The 21,972-nt window shown below is 63.3% G+C and carries 22 protein-coding genes and 2 pseudogenes; 14 read left to right on the forward strand and 10 right to left on the reverse strand.

The features are described from left to right. Positions 1-143 precede the first annotated feature (143 nt). From EWV37_RS09205 to xdhC, 3 genes are read left to right on the forward strand one after another with little or no spacing between them, the layout of a single operon-like run. Positions 144-1,658 (forward strand): xanthine dehydrogenase small subunit, encoded by a 1,515-nt coding sequence (locus EWV37_RS09205; RefSeq protein WP_095797111.1) that lies wholly within the window; start codon positions 144-146, stop codon positions 1,656-1,658. Beyond that, on the forward strand, positions 1,655-4,201 hold the full coding sequence (gene xdhB / locus EWV37_RS09210; RefSeq protein ID WP_129701220.1) for a xanthine dehydrogenase molybdopterin binding subunit: 2,547 nt from the start codon (positions 1,655-1,657) through the stop codon (positions 4,199-4,201). Before EWV37_RS09205 ends, xdhB begins: the two co-directional genes overlap by 4 nt. Positions 4,202-4,230: 29 nt before the next feature. Beyond that, on the forward strand, positions 4,231-5,043 hold the full coding sequence (gene xdhC, locus EWV37_RS09215) for a xanthine dehydrogenase accessory protein XdhC (protein WP_129701222.1): 813 nt from the start codon (positions 4,231-4,233) through the stop codon (positions 5,041-5,043). A gap of 92 nt (positions 5,044-5,135) precedes the next feature. Here xdhC and EWV37_RS09220 read toward each other — a convergent pair whose 3' ends face one another. Both EWV37_RS09220 and EWV37_RS09225 read right to left on the reverse strand, forming a co-directional pair. Next, positions 5,136-5,762, reverse strand: coding sequence for a hypothetical protein (locus tag EWV37_RS09220; protein WP_129701224.1), 627 nt, complete (start codon positions 5,760-5,762; stop codon positions 5,136-5,138). A 214-nt stretch (positions 5,763-5,976) separates the two neighbouring features. Next, on the reverse strand, positions 5,977-6,420 hold the full coding sequence (locus EWV37_RS09225) for a MerR family transcriptional regulator (protein ID WP_095797106.1): 444 nt from the start codon (positions 6,418-6,420) through the stop codon (positions 5,977-5,979). A gap of 92 nt (positions 6,421-6,512) precedes the next feature. On the opposite strand from EWV37_RS09225, the gene EWV37_RS09230 reads away from it, so the two are divergent. From EWV37_RS09230 to EWV37_RS09255, 6 genes are all read left to right on the forward strand, one after another. Continuing rightward, the gene (locus EWV37_RS09230; protein WP_031272401.1) at positions 6,513-7,535 is read left to right on the forward strand and encodes a zinc-dependent alcohol dehydrogenase family protein; all 1,023 of its coding nucleotides are present in this window, start codon (positions 6,513-6,515) and stop codon (positions 7,533-7,535) included. A 17-nt stretch (positions 7,536-7,552) separates the two neighbouring features. Beyond that, positions 7,553-8,128: a DapH/DapD/GlmU-related protein gene (locus tag EWV37_RS09235; RefSeq protein ID WP_129701226.1), complete on the forward strand. Its 576-nt coding sequence runs from the start codon at positions 7,553-7,555 to the stop codon at positions 8,126-8,128. Between the two features lie 31 nt (positions 8,129-8,159). Beyond that, positions 8,160-8,735: a hypothetical protein gene (locus EWV37_RS09240; protein WP_129701228.1), complete on the forward strand. Its 576-nt coding sequence runs from the start codon at positions 8,160-8,162 to the stop codon at positions 8,733-8,735. A gap of 324 nt (positions 8,736-9,059) precedes the next feature. After that, a complete protein-coding gene (locus tag EWV37_RS09245) occupies positions 9,060-9,503 on the forward strand; it encodes a hypothetical protein (protein ID WP_129701230.1) in 444 nt (147 codons plus the stop codon). After that, the gene (locus tag EWV37_RS09250) at positions 9,500-9,919 is read left to right on the forward strand and encodes an NUDIX domain-containing protein (protein WP_129701232.1); all 420 of its coding nucleotides are present in this window, start codon (positions 9,500-9,502) and stop codon (positions 9,917-9,919) included. Before EWV37_RS09245 ends, EWV37_RS09250 begins: the two co-directional genes overlap by 4 nt. Before the next feature lie 88 nt (positions 9,920-10,007). After that, positions 10,008-10,748, forward strand: a complete 741-nt coding sequence (locus tag EWV37_RS09255) for an SDR family NAD(P)-dependent oxidoreductase (protein ID WP_165189354.1) — start codon at positions 10,008-10,010, stop codon at positions 10,746-10,748. 430 nt (positions 10,749-11,178) lie between these two features. Here EWV37_RS09255 and EWV37_RS09260 read toward each other — a convergent pair whose 3' ends face one another. Both EWV37_RS09260 and EWV37_RS09265 read right to left on the reverse strand, forming a co-directional pair. After that, entirely contained in the window at positions 11,179-12,129 is a 951-nt protein-coding gene (locus EWV37_RS09260; protein WP_129701236.1) for a GIY-YIG nuclease family protein, read from the reverse strand. 325 nt (positions 12,130-12,454) lie between these two features. After that, entirely contained in the window at positions 12,455-12,895 is a 441-nt protein-coding gene (locus EWV37_RS09265) for a VOC family protein (protein ID WP_129701238.1), read from the reverse strand. A 73-nt stretch (positions 12,896-12,968) separates the two neighbouring features. Between EWV37_RS09265 and EWV37_RS09270 the strand changes: the two genes are divergently transcribed. From EWV37_RS09270 to EWV37_RS15695, 4 genes and pseudogenes are all read left to right on the forward strand, one after another. Then, positions 12,969-13,916, forward strand: coding sequence for a quinone oxidoreductase family protein (locus EWV37_RS09270; RefSeq protein ID WP_129701240.1), 948 nt, complete (start codon positions 12,969-12,971; stop codon positions 13,914-13,916). Positions 13,917-14,019: 103 nt separating this feature from the next. Beyond that, complete coding sequence (locus EWV37_RS09275) at positions 14,020-14,931, forward strand: Cof-type HAD-IIB family hydrolase (RefSeq protein ID WP_165189357.1); 912 nt, start codon at positions 14,020-14,022, stop codon at positions 14,929-14,931. 235 nt (positions 14,932-15,166) lie between these two features. Next, positions 15,167-16,075: pseudogene (locus tag EWV37_RS15690) on the forward strand (YeeE/YedE family protein); the annotation flags it as partial. Between the two features lie 264 nt (positions 16,076-16,339). Further along, the gene (locus tag EWV37_RS15695; RefSeq protein ID WP_238663201.1) at positions 16,340-16,573 is read left to right on the forward strand and encodes a sulfurtransferase TusA family protein; all 234 of its coding nucleotides are present in this window, start codon (positions 16,340-16,342) and stop codon (positions 16,571-16,573) included. A 244-nt stretch (positions 16,574-16,817) separates the two neighbouring features. On the opposite strand, the gene EWV37_RS09285 is transcribed toward EWV37_RS15695, so the two are convergent. After that, positions 16,818-17,012: a hypothetical protein gene (locus tag EWV37_RS09285; RefSeq protein ID WP_129701242.1), complete on the reverse strand. Its 195-nt coding sequence runs from the start codon at positions 17,010-17,012 to the stop codon at positions 16,818-16,820. A gap of 58 nt (positions 17,013-17,070) precedes the next feature. Between EWV37_RS09285 and EWV37_RS09290 the strand changes: the two genes are divergently transcribed. After that, entirely contained in the window at positions 17,071-17,715 is a 645-nt protein-coding gene (locus tag EWV37_RS09290; protein WP_238663190.1) for a CPBP family intramembrane glutamic endopeptidase, read from the forward strand. Positions 17,716-17,779: 64 nt separating this feature from the next. Here EWV37_RS09290 and fmdA read toward each other — a convergent pair whose 3' ends face one another. The 5 genes and pseudogenes from fmdA to EWV37_RS09310 form a co-directional block, all read right to left on the reverse strand. Continuing rightward, positions 17,780-19,036 carry a formamidase gene (gene fmdA / locus EWV37_RS09295; RefSeq protein WP_129701244.1) on the reverse strand — a complete coding sequence of 419 codons (1,257 nt, stop codon included), beginning with the start codon at positions 19,034-19,036 and terminating at the stop codon, positions 17,780-17,782. A 63-nt stretch (positions 19,037-19,099) separates the two neighbouring features. Then, entirely contained in the window at positions 19,100-19,399 is a 300-nt protein-coding gene (locus EWV37_RS09300) for an FmdB family zinc ribbon protein (protein ID WP_338032821.1), read from the reverse strand. 54 nt (positions 19,400-19,453) lie between these two features. Further along, positions 19,454-19,975, reverse strand: coding sequence for a zinc-binding dehydrogenase (locus EWV37_RS15700; RefSeq protein WP_238663203.1), 522 nt, complete (start codon positions 19,973-19,975; stop codon positions 19,454-19,456). Between the two features lie 135 nt (positions 19,976-20,110). Next, positions 20,111-20,398: pseudogene (locus EWV37_RS15705) on the reverse strand (alcohol dehydrogenase catalytic domain-containing protein); the annotation flags it as partial. 143 nt (positions 20,399-20,541) lie between these two features. Beyond that, a complete protein-coding gene (locus tag EWV37_RS09310) occupies positions 20,542-21,972 on the reverse strand; it encodes an Nramp family divalent metal transporter (RefSeq protein WP_129701248.1) in 1,431 nt (476 codons plus the stop codon).

The raw sequence follows: 21,972 nt of genomic DNA on the forward strand, positions 1-21,972 counted from the left end.
CCTACGGCGGGTCCGGATTCGGACTATCTACCGGGCGAGCAACCAAGAATCGCACTGATTCGGCGCCAGAGAGCTCCCGGTACAGCTGAGGACGGATCCACTCCACGTCGCAGTCAGTGGCTTGTCACGAGGAGTTCAGCGCCATGAGCGAGATCCGTTTAACCATCAACGGCCACGAACGCGGCTTCGCCGGCGTCAATCCCCACACCCGCTTGCTCGATTTCCTGCGCGACCAGGGTCTGACCGGTGCCAAGGAAGGCTGCGCGGAAGGCGAGTGCGGCGCCTGTGCAGTGCTGGTCGCACGGCCGGACGGCGATGATCGCACCCGCTGGACCTCCGTCAACGCGTGTCTGCCACCCGCCGTCGCCTTCGACGGGCAGGAAGTGGTCACCGCCGAAGGCCTCGGCACTGCACCCGGACCTCGCGGCCCCGGCCAACTCCATCCGGTGCAGCGCGAAATGGCCACCCGCGGCGGCTCCCAGTGCGGCTACTGCACCCCCGGCTTCGTGTGCGCGATGGCCGCGGAGTACTACCGCCCCGAACGCACGCCGTCCGATGACACCCACGGCGAAAAATCCGGCACGGAGGTCCAGGGCGAAGAACACTCCGCCGCTCACGAATGCGGACCCAACGGCTTTGACCTGCACTCCCTGAGCGGCAACCTCTGCCGCTGCACCGGCTACCGCCCCATCCGCGACGCCGCCTACGCCCTGGGTGAGCCCGAGGAAACGGACCTGCTGCGGCGTCGTCAAGAGCAGCCCGCCCCGAAACCGAGCTACACCCGGATCGATACGGCGACCACGCGCTTCGTGCGCCCCGCCACGCTCGACGAACTCTTCAACCACCTGGACGAGGCCCCTGACGTCCGATTGGTCGCAGGCGCCACCGACCTCGGCGTGGAGGTCAACATCCGCCACGTCCGCCCGCCGCTCGTGCTGGCCGTGGACCGCCTCGACGAGCTGCGCACCCTCAACGTCAGCGACGACCACATCGAAATCGGCGCCGCGCTGAGCCTGTCGGAGGTCGAACGAGGCCTGGCTGGCCGGGTGCCCCTGCTCGATCAACTCTTCCCGCAATTCGCGTCCCGCCTGATCCGCAACGCGGCCACGTTCGGCGGGAACCTGGGCACGGGCTCGCCCATCGGCGACTCCGCCCCGGTGCTCCTCGCGCTCGACACCTCCGTGGTGCTCGCCTCCAAGGGCAAGGAACGTGAGGTCCCGCTCGCCGAGTACTACACCGGCTACCGCGAAAGTGTGCGCCGTCCGGACGAAATCATCCGCGCCCTGCGCATCCCGCTGCCGCTCGCCAACCACGCCGCGTTCTACAAAATCGCCAAGCGCCGCTTCGACGACATCTCGAGCGTCGCCGTGGCCATCGCGATCCAGATCGACGACGCCGCCAGCATCACCTCCGCGCGCATCGGCCTGGGTGGCGTGGCCGCCACCCCGATCCGTGCACGTGAGGTCGAAGAAACCCTGATCGGACAGCCGTGGACCCGCGAAACTGCGGTCAATGCCGCGGCCGTGATGGCCCAGCAGGGCACCCCGATCGATGACATGCGGGCCAGCTCCCGCTACCGCTCGGCCATGCTCGAACAATCCCTGCTCAAGTTCTGGGCGCAGGAACAGCCCGCCCAGGCTCAGGAGGTCTCCCGATGAAATCCCTCGCAGAACGCCCCGAGAACCCGGTGGTCGGCGTTTCGGTCGCTCACGAACACGCAGCCGATCACGCCACGGGCACCGCGCTCTACACCGACGACCTCATCGTCCGCCACCAGAACGTGCTCCATGCCTGGCCGTTGCAGGCCCCGCACGCCCACGCCCGCGTGACGTCCCTGGACGTCGCCCCCGCCCTTGAGGTGCCCGGGGTGGTCCGGGTGTTGACGGCTGAGGACGTGCCGGGCGTCAACGACGCCGGCATCAAGCACGACGAACCCCTCTTCCCCAGCGAGGTCATGTTCTACGGCCACGCGGTGTGCTGGGTGCTTGGCGAAAGTCTGGAAGCAGCGCGCCTCGGCGCGGAAGCCATTGAGGTCCAGTACGAACCCTTGCCGTCCTTGATCACCGTCAGGGAAGCCATTGCCGCAGACAGTTTCCAGGGCCGCCAACCCACGGTGAGCCGCGGCGACGTCGAAATCGGCCTGGCCAACGGAACCCACCGTTTCAGTGGGGAGTTCGAGTTCGGCGGGCAGGAACACTTCTACCTGGAGACCCACGCGTCGTTGGCGTACGTGGACGAGGGTGGGCAGGTGTTCGTTCAGTGCAGCACGCAGCACCCCACCGAGACCCAGGAAATCGTCGCCCACGTGTTGGGACTGGACAACCATGACGTTACGGTGCAGTGCCTGCGCATGGGCGGGGGCTTCGGCGGTAAGGAAATGCAGCCGCACGGTTTCGCCGCGATTGCCGCGCTGGGGGCGACGCTGACCGGACGGCCCGTTCGGCTGCGGCTGACCCGCAATCAGGACATCACCCTTTCCGGCAAGCGCCACCCGTACCTCGCGGAATGGGACGTGGCCTTCGACGACGACGGCCGCCTCCAAGCACTGCGCGCCACCGTCACCAGCGACGGCGGCTGGAGCCTTGACCTCTCGGAGCCGGTGATGCAGCGGACACTGTGCCATATCGACAACGCCTATTGGATCCCTCACGTGGAGGTCAACGGGCGGATCGTGAAGACGAACAAGACCTCGCAGACCGCCTTCCGTGGGTTCGGCGGGCCGCAGGGCATGTTGGTGACCGAGGACATCCTGGGCCGCTGCGCACCGCTGCTCGGCCTGGATCCCACCGAACTACGCGCCCGCAACCTCTACGTCTCGGGGCAGAGCACGCCCTACGGTCAGCCGGTGCGGCACGCCGAGCGCTTGGCCGAGATTTGGAACCAGGTGCACCAGCGCGCGGACGTGCGCGAGCGGCGTCGTGACATCGAAGAATTCAACGCAACCCACACCGATACTCGCCGCGCGCTCGCGGTGACCCCGGTGAAGTTCGGCATCTCGTTCAACCTCACCGCGTTCAACCAGGCCGGCGCGCTCGTGCACGTCTACAAGGACGGCTCCGTGCTCATCAACCACGGCGGCACGGAGATGGGCCAGGGGCTGCACACCAAGATGCGACAGGTCGCGGCCACCGCACTGGGCGTGCCGCTGGAAACGGTTCGACTGGCGCCCACGCGCACGGACAAGGTGCCCAACACCTCCGCGACGGCGGCCAGTTCCGGCGCGGACCTCAACGGTGGGGCGGTCAAGAACGCATGCGAGCAGATACGCGATCGGCTGGCCGAGGTCGCCGCGCGCAAGTTCAACATCCATCCCGACGACGTGCGGTTCGTCGACGGCAAGGTTACCGGCATCGGTTTTCACGACCGGGACATGCCCTTCGCTGAACTCGTGCACGATGCCTATTTCCAGCGGATCTCCCTGTGGGCCGCCGGCTACTACCGCACCGAGGGGCTGCACTGGGACGCGGACCGGATGCAGGGCGAGCCGTTCAAGTACTTCTCGTACGGGGCGTCCGTGTCTGAGGTGGAGGTGGACGGGTTCACCGGTGCGTATCGGATGCTGCGGACGGACATCGTGCACGACGTGGGCGACAGCCTGTCCCCGCTGATCGACATCGGGCAGATCGAGGGTGGATTCGTGCAGGGCGCCGGCTGGCTCACGCTCGAGGAACTGCGCTGGGACGATTCCGACGGCCCCTCCCGAGGTCGCCTCACCACCCAGGCCGCGAGCACGTACAAGCTGCCGAGTTTCTCGGAGATGCCCGAAGAGTTCAACGTGCACCTGTTCGAGAAGGCGACCGAGAGCGGCGTTGTCTATGGCTCCAAGGCCGTGGGGGAGCCCCCGCTGATGTTGGCGTTCAGCGTGCGCGAGGCGTTGCGGCAGGCCGCGGCGGCGTTCGGGCCGGAGGGGCACAGTGTCGAGCTCGCCAGCCCGGCCACTCCCGAGGCCGTGTTCTGGGCAGTTCAGGACGCACGGCGGGCGCTCGCGGACGACGGCGCGAAGCGGCCGCTCGCTTCGGGCCGGGGTCGGTCAGACGACGGCGCTTCCCAGCCGCCGGCTTCTCGACGGGACCGAGCGGCGTCGTCGGCGACGGGCGTGTCTGCTGGCGAAGCGGCGTCGACCGAGGCGACTTCAGCGGAAGCTCGCTCGACGAGTGCCGCCGAGGACTCACCGGACGCCACCGCCGCAACCGCGCGCTGACGGCTGCGCATCTGACGTGGACTACTGACATGGACTGGTTGGACGCCCTGCAACACCTGCGCGAAGAGGGCGCCGCGGGTGTGCTCGTCACCATGACCGAGGTGCGCGGGCACGCCCCCAGGGCACCCGGGGCCAAGATGGTCGTGGGTGAGTCGCAGACTTGGGACACCGTGGGCGGCGGCAATCTGGAGGCGACCGTGATCGAGCGTGCCCGTGAGCTGCTGAGCTCGGGCGCCTCGGAGCCCGAAACCATGACGTTTTCGCTCAACGAGCACGCCACCGTGGAGCACGGCCGACAGTGCTGTGGCGGCGTGGTCACCGTGCTGCTCGAACCGCAGCAGGCGCGGCCGTCGGTCGCGATCTTCGGCGTGGGGCACGTGGGTTACGAGTTGGCGCGGGTGCTGTCCCGGTCCCCGCTTCAACTGCACTTGGTGGACAGCCGGGCCGATCAGTTGGACCCTGCCCGGTTCGCCGACGTCACCAACGGCACCGCTCAGGTCCGCCTCCGGCACAGCCCTGTGCCGGAATCCACGCTCGCCGAGCTGCCTGCCGGGGCGCACGTGCTGATCATGAGTCACGACCATTCAGAGGATTTCATTCTGTGCGATGCCGCCCTGCGCCGCGGCGACCTGGGCACGGTGGGGCTGATCGGGTCGTCCGCCAAATGGTCGCGTTTCCGCAAGCGGTTGCGCGACGAAGGTCACGACGACGCCGCCATCGACCAGATCTCGTGTCCCATCGGCGTGCCGGGGATCCCCGGTAAGGAGCCTGCGGCCATTGCGGTGAGTGTTGCCGCGGATCTGCTGCGGGTGTTCGAGGGAGCGCGGACGTCTGGTTCGTGAGGCGGTCCGTGACTCAGACAGCAGTCGGCCGTTGGGTGGTTCCGCGCTCGCTGAGGTGAGGCGCGAGGTGAAGGGGGAGAGCGGCGTCGTCGTCAGAAAAGTGGCGCCGAGGTGACGCTGAATCCCGAGCCTCGACGGGTGCTCCCGCTGGAGGGGAACGCGGTGGCGTTGAGGTAGATGACGCTGGTGCCGTAGCCCTGCACGGTTACTGTCCGGTACAGGGAAACGGCCGTGACCCGGGAGGAACTGGTGCTTTTGGAGTCCAGAACGTTATAGGGCGAGGCGAACGTGGTGCCGCACGCTTGAGTCCCGTTCAGTCCGCCTTGGCAGGTTCCGTCAGTGCGCCCCACGGTTCCGTTGGCCGCAACGGCCGTTCCGTTGGTGACGTCGTATGTGTTGCCGTTGGACAGCCTGAACCGTGACGTACCACCTCCGTTGCCAGAGTTGATCGACCCCGAGGTGACTCCGCATGCTGCGGCATCCGCGCTGATCTTGAAACCGAAGTCCAGATACACCCGCTTGTTGGAGACCAGATCACCCAGGGTTTCGTTGGTGATGTTGATGTAGGTAACCTCGAACGCAGCTGCGGGCAGGGGCTGTCCACTCACGAAGCGCTGGCATTGAGGCGAGGCGGCAATGGCCGGGGCGGCAGCGGAGACCATGACTACCGGTGCGGCCCAGACCGTGCCTTTCGCGAGGGTTCGGCGGGAAATCGTCATGGGGGACCTTCACAAATCGATGACATTCCATGAAAACACACGGATGCCGTTCGATAAACCCAGGTCGGGAAATGTGACCAGGCGCAATAGCTCCGCGTTTCCGGGTTTCTGCGTCTTGCCGCGTTTCTCCTTGGACCTGTCGGTCCGGCGCCGCGACTGAGACCGGGACTGGGACTGAGCGGGGCCGCGACCGGGGCTGGGCAGGGCTCTTCACTCAGACCTCGAGCCGGTCCCTATAACCCCGGATGCGCGCGGGAATCTGGTCCTCCGGGAGGTCAATGACGGCTTGCTCGGAGCCGAGGCTTGTGGCCGCTTCGTAGTACCAGCACTTGTACTCGACGATCTCCAGGGTGCGTTGGAGCTGTTCCATTTGTTCGAGTACCGAGGTCCGGCAGTTCTGGAACAGCTCCTGGCGCTGCTTGAGCGTCTCATCACCTTGCTGGTACCACTGCATGAATTGGCGAATCTCGCTGATGTGAAGCCCGGATTGCTTCAGGCAGTCGATGACTTTGAGGGCCTCGAGGTCCTTGTCTTCGAACGCTCGTCGTCCGCCGGCGCCGCGGGACAGCTCCGGGAGCAACCCCTCCTTGTCGTAGTAGCGCATGGTCGAGGCCGGAACACCCAGTAGTTCTGCGGTCTCTCCGATGGTGTAGGTCATGGCGTCTCCAAAAACTTTTGCCGGGTCCTTGACTTGAAGTGAACTTCAACTGTGACTATCAAACCACTGACCAAGATTTTGAGGAGAGCACCATGCGCGGAGTAGTACTGCACGGACCGGGCGACGTCCGGGTGGAAGAACGCGAAGATCCCACCATCCAGGAACCCACGGACGCGGTCATCAAGATCGTCGCCGCGTGCGTATGCGGTTCCGACTTGTGGCCCTACCGCGGCGCAGACCCCGCCGAGAACCAGCTCATGGGTCACGAATACGTGGGAGTGGTCGAGCAGATCGGTGACGACGTCAAGACCGTGAAGCCCGGAGATTTCGTGGTCGGCTCGTTCGTCATCTCGGACAACACGTGCCCCATCTGCACCAACGGGTACCAGTCCCGCTGTGTCAACGGCATTTTCGTCGATGGCCAGATTGGGACCCAGGCCGAGTACGCGCGCATTCCCTACGCCGACGGCACTCTGGTCGCCACCCCGGGCCAGCCCGACGACGATCTGATCCCCTCGTTGCTCGCCGCCTCTGACGTGCTGGGAACCGGATGGTTCGGAGCTGTGGCAGCCGAGGTGGGACCGGGCAAGTCTGTTGCGGTAGTCGGGGACGGCGCCGTCGGCCTCATGGCAGTGCTGGCCGCCAAGCAACTGGGAGCGGAGAAAATCATCGCGATGAGCCGTCACGAATCCCGCCAGAAGCTCGCCAAGGAATTCGGGGCCACGGACATCGTGGAGGAGCGTGGCGAGGCCGGCGTCGAGAAAATCAAGGAGCTCACCGACGGGCTGGGCGCGGACAGCGTGATCGAGGCTGTGGGCACCCAGGAATCCATGATGCAGGCTGTCCAGTCGACCCGGCCCGGCGGGCATGTGGGCTACGTGGGCGTCTCGCACGACGTCTTGCTCAACGGCCTGGAACTGTTCTTCGGGCTGGTGCACCTGCACGGCGGGCCCGCGCCGGTGCGGCGGTTCCTGCCCGAGTTGATCCAGCTGATCTGGGATCGCAAGATCGAACCGGGCAAGGTCTTTGACCTCGAACTTCCGCTCGACCGTGCCGCCGAGGGGTACCAGGCCATGGACGAACGTAAGGCCATCAAGGTGCTGCTCAAGCCCTGACGTTCAGGAGACGAATCATGGAACTCGACGATCTGCTCGACGCACTCAACGCCGGCGAAACTATTACCGGCGGCTCGCCATTGCACGCCGTGATGCACCGGGCCAGCCAGGACGCGCTGCGCGTGACCGCCGAGCTCAACGGCAGTTACCACGAACCCACGCGCGTGCTCGAGCTGCTGGCTCAGCTGATCGGCAAACCGGTGCACGAATCGGTGGCGCTCTTCCCGCCGTTCTACAGCGATTTCGGCAAGAACATCACCTTGGGTGAGCGGATCTTCATCAACTCCGGTTGCAAGTTCCAGGACCAGGGCGGGGTGGCCATCGGCGATGATTCACTGATCGGTCACAACGCTCTGCTCGCCACCCTCAACCACGACATGGACCCCGCCCGCCGCGCAGACATGCATCCCGCTCCCATTGTGATCGGCAAGCGCGTGTGGCTGGGATCGAACGTCACGGTCCTGCCCGGCGTCACGATTGGCGACGGCGCTGTGGTCGCCGCGGCCTCCGTGGTCACCAGGGACGTCCCCGCCAATTCCGTGGTGGTCGGTTCCCCGGCCAAGGTGGTGCGCTCGGTGCCAATGGAGGGCTGACTGCGCCGCGGGCAGGTTCTAGGGTGGATGTATGGCTGAGACGAAGATGACCAGTATGAACACTGTGTGGATTCAGGCGATCGCCGGCGGGGCATTCACCCTCATCCCAGCGCGGAAATACCCGGCATGGTTGCGTCACACTTTGACCTGGGGATCGACGGCGGGAATCTTCACGGTCATGGCGGTTCCGGGTGTCGCGTCGAAACTTCAGGAACTGACGACGGGTAAGACCGGTTCCGAGAAGGCTGCACCCAAGGACGTTGACGCCGAGACAGTGGGTGTCCCCAGTGACAGCGTCGAGGGCGTCGGCACCGGACAAGCTGGCACCGGGAAGGTCGATGGGTCGAAGCCGGACTTCCAGGAGGTAGACAGTAACCCGGTGGTGCGGATTGGTCTTGCCGCGGCTGTGGCTGCGTGTACCTATGGCGTGTTCCGGTTCTCGTTCTGGTTCGATGGAGCCGCCGAACGCGGCCTGCGCAAACTGCACGTTCCGTATCCTCGGGTGGTCATGGGTTTAGGAGTGGCCGCTTTATACGTGGTCACGGAGAAGTTCGATCGCAAATACGAGGCCCGTGCAGGCCAGTCATCGCAATCTGATCAACACTAGGACCTTCGCGGTGCGCATCACTGCACCCTGATCGACGTTCGGACCCTCGACCCTGCGGTGCCTGCACACGAATCGACGTAAGACCACAGCTGATCTGATCGATGCACCCTGGTCGACGTTAGAACCTTCATCGCTGCCACGCGTGCACCGTGATCGACGTAAAGACCCACCTCGCCGAGCGGCCTGCACCGTGGTCGACGCACCGACCTCAGGAATCGAATTCTGAGGCTCTACCGTCAACCAGTTTGCAGCGGCTCGGCTGTGAGGGTCGCAACGTCGATCCGATTGCGGGTCCGTTGCGCGGGTGAAGGGGATACTGGCTCAATGAGTGAATGGGGTGCAGTTCTGGACGCTGTTCAGCTGACGTTGAGCGGCGACAAAGAGCTGGGTGAACAAACGCTGCGGAGGTGCTGGTCTCAGACCATGCCGTCCGATCACGCGCAACGATGCGTCATTGCTCATTACCTGGCTGACCTGCAATCCGATGTCGCCACAGAGGTGGAGTGGGATGAGCGCGCTCTTGCTGAATTCGATGATGTTTCTGATACCGATCTCGCCCCGATCGGTGTTCCCAACGCCAAGGGATTCGCGCCGAGCCTGCACTTGAACGTGGGGGACGGTTACTTGCGGATGGGGCGGCTGGACGACGCTCGAAAACATCTCGAAGAAGGAGAATCAGCGCTGCTGGATGTGGAGCGTGATGGATATCTTCAATTCATCGGACAGGGTCTCCAACGACTGCGCCAACGATTGGAGGAGCACGCATGATCGATGCCGAGACCGGTTGGTATTTCGTCCACATCAGTGTGAAGGTCGCGATCTTCGACGGCACCAAGACACTCCTCGCGTTCAACTCCCGCGATGAGTGGGAACTCGTCGGCGGGTGGCCAACCGCCGATGATGAGTCCCTGGAAGAAACCGTCCGCCGGGAGACTCTCGAAGAAACCGGACTGGTTATAGAGGAACTGCACCTTGCACATGCAACACTCTTCGAACCCGTTCCGACCAAGAAGGTTGCCCTCGTTGTTTACGCAGCAGAGGCTTCATCGACTAACCACCTAGATCTGAGCGATGAACACATCACTCTGCAGTGGTTCGAGGTTGAAGACCTCCCGTTCAATCTTCCTGAGGCATACAGGAAGAGCATTCGTCTGGGTTTCCGAACGCTTTATCCGAATCCCTAGACCCAGTTCGATCATTACGGTGCGAACCGCTCTCGGTCGAGCCACGGCTCAATGGCCAGAATCCGATCGTGCCGCCTACCGTTGGGGTATGGATCCAGTACCGTTGACCACCCTCGATCTCCCTGACCAATCGGGTCGCACCTGGCTCATCACTGGCGCGACCAGCGGGATCGGCAGGGAGCTAGCGCTCGCGGTGGCTGCGGCTGGTGGGAGGGTAGTGGCACCGGCGCGGAATCGGGAGAAAGCGGCGTCGTTAGTGGCGGCCGCTGGGAAAGGCGCGGGGAGTGTCGAGACGCCGCACATGGATCTTGCGGACCTTGCTTCCGTGCACCGATTTGCGGAATCGTTGACGACCGACATTGACGTGCTCGTGAACAATGCCGGCGCTGTTTCTCCCCGCCGACGCGAGACAGCTGATGGGTTCGAGCTGCTGCTCGGTACCAACTTCCTGGGACCTTTCGCGCTGACCAACTTGGTGGCTGACCGGGTGCGTGAGCGAATCGTGATCACGGGGTCGGACTCGTACAAGGTGGGGCGAGTGGACCTGGATGATCCGCATTTCCGCTCACGCCGGTGGAACCCCATGAGTGCCTATGCCCAGTCCAAACTGTGCGACATGCTGTGGGCCCGGGCGCTACAGGAACGGCTCGGATCGCGCGTGCCGGTGACGCTCGCTCATCCCGGTTGGGCGGCGACAGGGATTCAGAACGTCACGGGTAGCAAACTGCTGGATCGGGCGATCGTCGCGGTCACCTCGCCGTTCTCACAGTCTGCAGAGGATGGCGCTTTGCCCTGGCCGAGGCTGCTGTGGGAGACCACCCACCGCTGAGCTATATCGGTCCGGACGGGTTCATGAAGTGGCGGGGTAAGCCGGAGGTTCAGGAGGTTTCGCGCCGCGGGCGTTCTGCCGTGGGGGCTGAAGAGGTGTGGGCGCTGGGCGTGCGTGAAACGGGTACGGATTTGGCGTGAGCCTTCCTTGCTGAACATTCCAGTCCCGAAAAATGCCTCATGAGGCCTCTGAAATGCACTTTTGCGGACTGGGATGTTGGAGACGGTATCCACCCGGAAGATCTGAGACATCCCCAGGCCACCGGCAAGATTTGAGGCACTCCCGAGCCGCCTTAGGGCGGCGGAAGTGGCTCCGGAGTGACTGGAATCTCCACTTTGAGGTGTACCTCAGGTTGCCTTGCCGGGGAGCCTTTGGGTACTGCGATAGTTACATCCAGATGTAACTATCGCAGTACTGTTCCGGGCAATCGTCAGAGGTCCATTGCGGCGAAGACTTCATCAGCGAAGGAGTCATTGTGGTGGCGCGCCAGAACCGATGACCCTTTGCGGAGCTGTCCCATGGCCAACTGGCGGGCGGCGTGCAAGACCTCGGGAATGTTGAGGATCAAGGGAGTGACGTCGGTGCCGGCAGCGAAGATTTGGTGAACTGGCCCGGCAGATCGGTAAGAGGTCGAGACCGCGGTTACCTGAGCCACCTCTTGTGGGATTTCTGGCATCACAGCCGTATTGATGAAGGTGTATGGCTCCCAAATGTTTTCGTCTTCCCAGTACTGTTCGCCCATGACCAGGACTTCCACGTTGTGGATGCTCAAAGTCATGAGTCGCCGGTTGGTCTTGTGTTTAGCAGTACTAGGAAGGGCCGTGAGGCTCCACTGCCTTCCCTCGGTTTCTTGAGGCCAAACGATCACTTGAGACACGTAGGTTGCCACCGAATTGAGAACCTTCGTGAATTCCGAGTGTTGACGGAGCTTCTCGAACTTGACCCTGGACTTGATCCGTCGCTGGGCCAGAGTGATGCGTTCAGGGTCCACCCCGGACGGTTCTGAACGCGCATCATGCTGCAACCATTCGGCTTGTGCCTGGGGATCAACGATGAGGTCCAATGGTGAGGGCCCTACTGGCTGGGACAACAAAGTCTTGTTGCGTAGTTGTCTCTTCTGTTCGACCCGTGACCGGATCGCAGCCCGTTCCTTCTCATCCAGCTCGTCGGGAATCGCTTCCGCGAATCTGACCGCCTCAATGTCATCCCACCGTCGGCGGTGGCTCGAGAATCTTGCTGGGAAATTCACCGTCTGCCCAACGTAGAGCTCTTCGTTGGTGAACGAGAGCTCATAGATCCCGCAGCTCAGCTTCTCCGGAATCACAGCCGATGTCGCGAATCCAGCGGGGGTCTTCCATTCGCGGAAATGTAGTTCAGTCATGCATAGCCTCTGAGGGGTCATATTAAACCCAGCGGAGTCATTGCACCGGCGAGATCTGAGACATCCCCAGGCGACCGGCGAGATTTGAGGCACTCCGGAGCCACTTTCGGACGGCGGAAGTGGCTCCGGAGTGCCTGGAAACCTGAGGGCCGCGGCCAGTGTGCAAGGCAACCGGGCGACGCTGCTCGACCGGTCACGCATGAGGCGTGGCCGGTGAACATTCCAGTCCTTAAAACTGCGCTGTGGGGCCGGTGAATTGCACTTCTACGGACTGAAATGTTGGCGGTTGCGAGATCTGAGACAGTCTCACGCCCCGCAGTGCACGTCAGCCGATCTGCTCCGCCAGTGCGACGATGATGCCGTCGGGACCACGGAGGTAGCAGAGGCGGTAGACGTTCTCGTAGTTGGCGACCTCGCCCAGAAGCTCGACGCCGTGGGTGCGCAGGCGAGCGATGGTGTCGTCGATGTCGTCGACCGCGAACATGATGCGGTGCAGCCCCACGGTGTTGGACGCCGGCGCGAGTGGTTCCGGCGTGATCAGCGCGGGGGAGTGGTAGGTGGTCAGCTCCACCCGCCCGTGCCCGTCAGGGGTGCGCATCATGGCGATCTCGCTACGAATCCCGTCAATACCAACGGTCTGATCTGCGAAGAGCCCCTCGATGAGTGTGCGCCCCTCCAGCTCCATGCCCAGCTCGGTGAAGAAGTCGACGGCGCCGTCCAGGTCCTTGACCACGATGGCCACGTTGTCCATCCGTTGGATACCCATGAGGCAAGCCTAGACCTCCCGCGCACACAACGTCCCGCAGGAATTCCTGTCGACCTGAGTCGTTAACGTAAGTATGCGAATCATTGGATTTACAGAATTCGGAGGGCCCGAGGTCCTCGACATCCACGACGTTCCGGAGCCTCATGCCGGGCCCGGGGAAGTTCGGATCGCCGTGAAGGCTGCAGCGGTCAATCCCACGGACACTGAGACGCGGCAGGGTAACGGCGCTCCCGCCCAGCTGCCCGCTCCGCACGTCCCGGGGATGGATGCGGCGGGTGTGATTGACGAGGTCGGCGAGCCCACGGCGGAGCTGGATACTTCCCCGTGGTCCGTGGGTGATCACGTCATGGCCATCGCGATCCCGTTGCGGGGCCACGGAGGCGCATACGTCGAATACCTGGTCGCGGATGCGGACTCTCTGGCTAGGATCCCCGAAGGCCGCTCGCTGGAAGAAGCCAGCACGTTGCCCATGAACGGGCTTACTGCCCTCCAAGCGTTGGAGAAACTGGACCTCGAACCCGGCCAGGTCTTGGGCGTGACCGGCGCGGCGGGCACCCTGGGTGGGTACGTCGTTCAGCTGGCCAAGCTCCAGGGCCTCACGGTGATCGCCGACGCCGCCCCAAAGGACCGTGAGTGCGTGGTCGCCTTGGGCGCTGATCATGTGGTGGAGCGGGGCGATGATTTCCCCGACAAGGTCCGCGAAATCTACCCGGACGGTGTGGACGGCTTGGTCGATGCCGCGGTGATGAACGAGCTCGCAGTGCCCGCCGTTCGCTCCGGGGGAGGCTTCGCCACGGTGCGTTTCTGGCAGGGGCCGGAGGACAGTGACTTGACCTTCCACGTTGTCTGGGTTGGTGATGAATACCATCACGGCAACAAGCTGGACGCGCTGCGCGAACTGGTGGAGAGCGGCGTCGTCACCCTGGAAGTGGCCGACACGTTGCCCGCCGAGCAGGCGACGGAAGCTCACCAGCGATTGCAGGAGGGCGGCGTGCGGGGTCGGCTGGTCCTGACGTTCTGAGCGCAAAGTCGGGGCCATTAGGGTTGAGCGGAGTCAGCAAGGGCTGGCTCCGCAACCCGTCCCGCGTGAGCAACTGCGGTAGACCGCAACAGGAGAACCAAGAATGCCCCCCGAGTATCAACTGGTCGCCTTCGACATGGACGGCACCCTGCTGGACAGTACCAAGGACCTGCAGCCGGGGACGCGGCGTGCTTTCGAGGCCATGCGCGCGGCCGGGACGCGCATCATGTTGGCCTCGGGCCGCCCGATTCCCGGGCTGAAGGGGCTCGCGAGCAAGCTGAACCTCGGGCAGGATCTGGTGCTCGCGGGAATGAACGGCTCGATCGTGGTGGATCAGGCCACGAACCGCGAAATCGCCCGCCATCCCATGCCGCTGAACATTGCTCGGGCGCTGATTGCCGTGGCCAAGAGGCATGACGTCTTGGTCATGATCCCGCACGACGACGAGCTGCTGGTCGAGGACCCATCCGACACCCACGCGCAGCATGAAGCCACCAGCAACAAACTGAGCATCCGCCACGTCGACGATCTGACCGAGCTGGACGTCAAACCGACCAAGGTGCTCCTCGTGGGCGAGCGGGACATCACCGATCCGCTGCTGGACGAGCTCAACCGGACATACGGTGACCAGGTAGAACTGGCCTACTCCTCGCCCTTGTACTTGGAAGCCACCGCCGCCGGCATCCACAAGGGTTCCGCCATCACCGACTACTGCGAGGCCGAAGGCATCCCGCTGTCCCGCGTCATGGCGTTCGGCGACAACGGCAACGACATCGGAATGCTGCGCACCGCGGGGCTCGGCGTCGCCATGGGCAACGGCATCCCCGAGGCCAAGGCAGCGGCCGACCTGGTGACCACCTCCCACGACGACGAAGGCATCGCCCGCGTCCTGTCCCGCTACTTCGACGTCGACACGAGCGACGTCCCGGGCCTCAGCGAGGCGCCCCATCCCGAAACCAACGAGACCGACGACGCCGCCCGCCCCACCAACCCAACGGGCCGCACCCTTACATAGCCCCGCCTCTCACCGCGACCAGAATCCCACGTGACTCCCATTACCCCCAGACCGTGGAAGAATCCTGAATGTGACGGTTTGTTACAACCCTCTCGACCCGGCGGAAACACCCCTGTTTACTTGATGGCGATCCTTCGGGCGCGACTCCGCGTTCCCAACTTCCTCATCTACTGAAAATCAGGTTCACCACATGATTCTTACCGGTCTGGTTGTCGGCGCCGTGCTGGGCATCGTGATGCAGCGCGGTCGCTTCTGTGTCACCGGCATGCTGCGGGACATCTTCCTGCAGAAGTCGTGGCGCACGTTCGCGGCGCTGCTCATCGTGATTTCCGTCCACGCTATTGGTCTCGCCGCTCTCACGAGCCTCGGCGTGATCGCCCCCGAATACAGCACGTTCGCCCCGGCGGCCGTGATCATCGGTGGCTTCCTGTTCGGCATCGGCATCATCCTGGCCGGTGGTTGCGCCTCCGGCACCTGGTACCGCTCGGGTGAAGGCCTGGTCGGTTCGTGGGTGGCCCTGGCCATGTACGCGCTGTCCGCCTCCGCTATGAAGGGCGGCATGCTGGATGGTTTCAACTCCTGGATGACCAGCTGGGACACCGGTCTCACCACCGTTCCCGCAGCACTCGGGATTTCCCCGTGGATCTTCGCGATCGCCCTGGCCGTCTTCACCGGCATCATGGTGCGCCGCTTCATGATCAAGGAAGCCAACAGCCCCAAGCCGGCCCGTCTCAACAACCGCCCGGCCTGGAAGCGCCCGCTGCACGTGTACAACGCCGCGTGGATGATCGGCCTGCTGGGCGTCATCGCGTGGCCGCTGTCCGCAGCCGCTGGCCGTAACGGCGGCCTGGGCATCACCACCCCGTCCGCTCACACCGTGGACTTCATCACCACCGGCGATGCCAAGTTCATGAACTGGGGCACCCTGCTCGTGCTGGGTCTGCTGGTCGGATCCTTCATCGCGGCCAAGGCCACCGGCGAGTTCCGCATCCGCGTGGCCGACGCTAAGACCACCGTGCGCGCCATCTTCGGCGGCATCCTGATGGGTGTCGGCGCAGCGTTGGCCGGCGGTTGCACCGTGGGCAACGGCATGGTCGAGACCAGCCTGTTCAGCTTCCAGGGCTGGATCGCATTGCTGTTCATTGCTTTGGGCGTTGGGGCGGGCACCAAGCTCTGGCTCAAGCCCTCCGCTGCGCAGCCCGCCGCCGAGGCTCAGGACACCGTGACCTACTCCACCGATGAGAGCCTGGACCACAACGTTCTCAACGAGAACCCGTCCGGTAACTCCATCGACGCGACCCCGTCCAAGAGCCCGCAGAACACCAACGCGTTCTCCGGTTTCGCCGCGGCGCCGTCCGCGCTGATGGTCAAGGATCCGTCCCTGTCGCCGTCCAAAAAGCTCAAGGATCTGGGCGACGGTTACTACGCCCTCGACTCGCTGGGTGCGGTCTGCCCGTTCCCGCTGATCGAGGCCAAGGACGTCATGAAGACCCTGCAGTCCGGCGACCACCTGGTCATCGACTTCGATTGCACCCAGGCCACCGAGGTCATCCCCCAGTGGGCCGCCACCGAGGGCCACGAGGTCACCGACTTCGTCGAAACCGGCGACGCCAGCTGGCAGATCACGGTCAAGAAGGGTTGATCTCACCTTCATAGAGATTGACGACGACGCCGCTCGCGACTTTCGCGGGCGGCGTCGCCTTTTTGTGCGGGTTGGGTGTGTGGTCGGACGGCGACATCTGGGGCCGAGGATCGCAGGCTGGCGGGGCGAAACGCTGCGGACCCGTGCCATAAATGTCGAGGCGAGTGAGAGAGCTCTGGTGGCCATGGTCGAAGTAGCACGAGGGTGCTAGTTTCGGATCCGTGACCTCGAACTTTGAGCGTGATCAACAACCGAAGCGTGTCACCGGAGCGCCTGCGACGACGGCCGCATGGGCACCGAAGTGGTTCGGCCGAGCATTGTTCGTGGCCTGTTCGATGGTGACCGTCGCGAGCATCGTCACGCTGATGGTGACTATGCCGGAAGGGACTACCGTCTCCGCGGACGCCAATGCACCCACGCTGTCGAACTGGGTGAACATTGGGCCCTCGTTAGTGGGTATTGCGTTGACCCTTGTGCTCCCATGGCGGGCGGCCCCCATGCCTGTGGTGCCTGTGAAGCGTGGTCGACTGCTGGTGACAACGGCCGCGCTTCCAGTGCTGCTGGCCGTCTTTGTCCTCGCCACGATTCTGCTGCCGTTACAGGGGGAGGGCTATATTCTCGGCAAGTTCGTGCTGCTGATGCTTCTCCCCGCCGTGCTGCTTCTGGTGGTGCGAGGGTCCGTGAGGATCGAAACCCGGCGCGGTGCGTGGCGATGGTGGGCGCCCGTGCTGGTTCTTGCAGTCTGGTTCTACTTGTCCGAGGTGGCACCGTGGAATCCGCCGTATGACCCGGGAGATGTCGATACGAGTCTCCTCATCACGGCCGCACTGGTCACAGCAATCACCGCAGGCATCGGTGAGGAACTGTTCTTCCGTCGATGGCTGCAGACTCGTTTGGAGGCGACCCTGGGAGCATGGGCGGGCATCGGCGTGACGTCTGTGCTGTTCGGGCTGATGCACCTGGGAAGCCACGGCACCGGGGACTTGTGGTTGGACGTTGCGCGAGTGATTGCCATTCAAGGATGTCTCGGGTGGTTCTTGGGCGTGCTGTGGTGGCGCTACCGAAACCTGACCATGGTGATCTTGGCTCATCTGATCATCAACGGGTGGGGTGTGCTCGTGTACTTGGTGGGGCAGGGCTAGGGAGAGCGGTGATGACCGCAATGATCGTGCCATCACCGCCCGCGCCCACGTGCTCGAATAAACGTCACCCCGGGTTCAGCGACTTGGGCGCTCCCATGCCGGGATCGATCTGGAAGGGTGCGGACGCGGAGGGGCGCACATCGAAGTCGAAGATCTCGGTCGGGATATAGACCGTGGCGCATGAGTTCGGAATGTCGACCACACCCGAGAAACGACCCTCGATCGGTGCCGCACCGAGTAGCAGATAGGCCTGTTCCTTGGAATAACCGAACTTGGACAGGTAGTCGATCGCGTGAAGGATCGCGCGTTGGTAGGAGAGCTGCGAATCCAGGTAGCGCTGCTCGCCGTCGAGCGTGACCGAGGTGCCGGAGAACGCAAGCCACTCCGAGTAAACCGGACCGTTGCGGCCCGGCATGAAGATGGCGTTCTCGCTGACGCCGTAAGTGTCCATGCCGTCCTTGATCACATCTACATGGATGTCGATGAAACCGCCCATCTCAATGCCACCGCAGAAGGTGATTTCACCGTCTCCCTGGGAGAAGTGCAGGTCGCCCATGGACAGATGCCCACCCGAGACGAAGACCGGATAGAACACCCGCGAACCCTTGGTGAAGTTCTTGATGTCCTGATTGCCGCCGTTCTCGCGCGGCGGGGCAGTACGAGCAGCTTCCGAAGCAACTCGGTCGAAGTCCGAGCCGCTGAGCGTACCCAGGATTGCCGAGTCGGGTTCCGGCGGCAGGGCGAGCGGAGGTACTCGGTTTGGCTCCGTGGCGATCAGATCGCCCTCTCGTTTGTTCCATTTCTTCAGCAGATCCGCCGATGGTGCTGTGCCCATCAAACCCGGGTGAGTAATCCCCGTGAATCGCACTCCGGGAATGTGTCTGGAGGTGCACTCGCCACCCTGGAAATCCCATACGGCCTTATAAGCATCGGGGAACTGGTCCACCAAAAAGCTGCCGCCGTTCTTCTGGGCGAAGATGCCGGTGTACCCCCAGCCCTGACCGGCCAGTGCACCCTGCTCCTGTGGGATGGGTCCAACGTCCAGAATGTCGACGATCAGGAGATCACCCGGCTCGGCGCCTTCGACGGCGAACGGCCCGGAGAGCGCATGCACCTTGTTCAGGGGTGCATCACGGATGTCGTCTGCGGAATCATCGTTCTTGATGGCGCCGTCGAACCACTCGCGACAGTCGATTCGGTAGCTCTCACCACGCTTGAGCGTTGCGATCGGCGGGATATCCGGGTGCCACCGGTTGTGCCCGATCTTCTCCTGCGATGTGAAGGGTTGGGATGAATCGAGTGGGAATATGACCTCTGGCATGACCTGCGTCCTTCCGGTTACCGGCCGTGACCAGTAGGGACGCGGCCGTGGAATCAAGGCGATTCAGGGCCGCGGCAGTTTGAGATGTCGCGGGTCGTTCGTTGTGGGTGTCGGGCGGCCGCGTCCTACGGGGCCACTCACGACGTCGGGTGTCTCCGCGGTCCGAGCGGCGCTATCGATAGCGCGCGCCCGGGGCGAGTTGAGCGTGGACAAATTGGCGGGCGAGAACAGTTTCCTGGCGTCCTCGCCGCAAACAGGGCACGGCTGTTTTTTCGGGGCGGTCGACATCGGATGAGTTGCTTCGAAGTCACCGCACTGCGTGCACCGGAACTCGTAGATGGGCATGAGACGCTCCCTCTGCATGTGATGTAAACCATACAGTGGGGCAGGGATGCCCGCTCCGGACAGCGAGCAGTTTTAGCTGAGCCGCAGCATCACCTTGCTGGAGCCGGAGGCACGGTCGGCAGCGATTCGAAATGCATCGCGTGCCTCAGCCAGGTTGAATTCATGGGTCATGAGGGGTGATACATCGACGTGCCCATCCATGAGTCTGATCGCCTCAGTGATCTCGTCGACGAATCGGTAAGAGCCGCGGTAGTCGATCTCTCGCGTCACGATATTCCCCAGGGCAGCACTGACCTCGCCAGCGGGAAGATTTCCGACCTGAACCAGCACACCCCCGCGCCGCACGGCCGCGATGACACCTCCGAGTGCTCGTGGGGCACCCGATGCTTCTATGGCGGCGTCGACGTCGCTCGGAAGCTTTTCGCCCTGGGCGACGTCCACGAGGTGGTCGGCGCCCATGCGTTCTGCGATCTCCAACGACGCTTGACTCAGATCTGCGGCGTAGATGTCCTTGGCACCTTGCGCCTTGGCTGCCGCTACGGCGAGTGCGCCAATGGGTCCGCACCCATTCACGAGTACGGATTTGTCAGCCACGGATCCGGCGCGATTGACCGCGTGAATCGCTACCCTGAAAGGTTCGGCCAAAGCACCTTCTTTGGTGCTGACGCCATCCGGGAGCGGTCTGATCTGGTCAGGCCGGACCAGCCGGAACTCGGAGAATGCGCCTTGCTCGTGCGGTTGGAAGGCCGCGGAGCCGAAGTAGCGAACCTCGGGCCAGAGATTGGTCCGATCTGCCACAGCGGGGATCATCGTGTGTTTTCCGGCGAGAGTCGCCGGATGAATGGAAACGCGCTGGCCGGTTCGGAGCGTGCCCAGATCGACCACGTTCCTGCCGAGCTCCACAATGTGTCCCGCGACTTCATGGCCCAAGATGAGGGGATCTTGAAGTACTGCGGTACCGGACACTCCGGATCGAACATAGGCCACGTCGGAACCGCAGATGCCGCCCCATTCCATAGCCACAAGAACATCGTCTGGGCCGCAGACCGGGCGATCTATTTCGTCGATGCGCAGGTCGTTGGCTTGGTGGACAACTACAGCTTTCACGTCATATCCCTTGAGAGTTTGAACGGTTATTTCAGGCCCGGTAGCTGAGACCTTTAGCCGAACAAGTTGGTGATCTGAGTCCAGACATCACGGAATGACAGAACCCCCACTGCGATGATCGACAGCGCGGAGATCAGCAGCATGACAGTAAAGAACGAGCCGTCCTTGACCCGGGGGTCCGTTTGGGTTCGAGACAGGTAAATGGTGGAAATTGCCACACCGATCAAGAACAAGGCATTCAGGATTCCGGCAATGATCACGAGCTCAAGGGGGTTGGCGGCGAATATGGCCAGGGTGCCCCACGTGATGGGGAGGACGACCATGATGATCTTCATCCACTTGTCACGAGTCACCATGTTGGTCCAGTCGAAGGCGCCGAATACAGCCAGGGTATTCGCTACCTGCCGGCCCAGGCTGGGGACGTTGGCCAGGATGGTCTTGAAGAGGGCCACTCCTGCCCCAATGAGGAAGAGAACTCCGCCCCACTGTCCGACGGCGGTTTCGAAAATGCTCGAGATCACGGTCATGACCTCGTTGCCCTTGGGTCGCAAGTCGGGCTGCGGATGCAGGACTGCGGCTCCCAGCATGTAGAACGCCATGGTGGAGATCGTGTAGATGATCCACGAAACCCAGGCGTCCAATTTCATGACACGGATCCATCCGCGTGCCCGATCAACCCAAGCCTGTGTCCCATCATTGGGTCCGGACCAGGCCGCATAACCCTTTTCAACCACCCAGTAGGTGTAGGCCGTGATTTCACCGGCACCCACACCCGTCATTCCGAACATTGCCAGAGCCACGCCCATGGCACCGGCGGCAACCTGGAAACGTAGCCCGTCTCCCAGGTCGCCCAGGCTCCAGCTGTATTCGGTGAATTGGATCAGGAACACCATGGCTACGGCGAAGAGCGTCACCAGCATGACGAGCACTGTGGAGATGTTTTCTACGATCTCGTACCGATTCGCCAGGTGGATCGCAATCGCGATCACTACCAGGATCGCAACCCAGAGGCTGATGGATATGAAGGAGAAGGGGTCTCCCCCGATGGGGAAAAGCATGGAGAACGCCAGTGCCGCCCCGCCAATGACGCCTGCTTGCCCAATCAGGAACTGTAAGAACATGAACAGTACGAGCCAGGCCATCCAACCCCGGCCCGCAATTTTCGGCGGCACCTGGTTGTACCCGGTAATGGCTGCCTTGCCGGTGGAAATGGACCAGCGAGCTAACTCAACCTGCACCCAGACCTTCACAAAGGTGGAAACCAGGACTAGCCAGAACAACATGAAGCCGACTTGCGCGCCCAGCGCGGTGGCGGTGAGTAGCTCACCGGAGCCAACAACGGCGGCACTTGTGATCATGCCCGGGCCGAGAAACTTGAGTCTCTGCCCAAATCTTGTGGGAGGCTCTTGGATGTGAGCCTGGTCCAGGATGTACGGGTCTTTGTGCTTGGCGAACGTGGTTTCCTGCCCCGTGGCAGCGCGCAT

The organism is Kocuria carniphila (assembly GCF_004136555.1).
GTDB lineage: Bacteria > Actinomycetota > Actinomycetes > Actinomycetales > Micrococcaceae > Kocuria > Kocuria carniphila.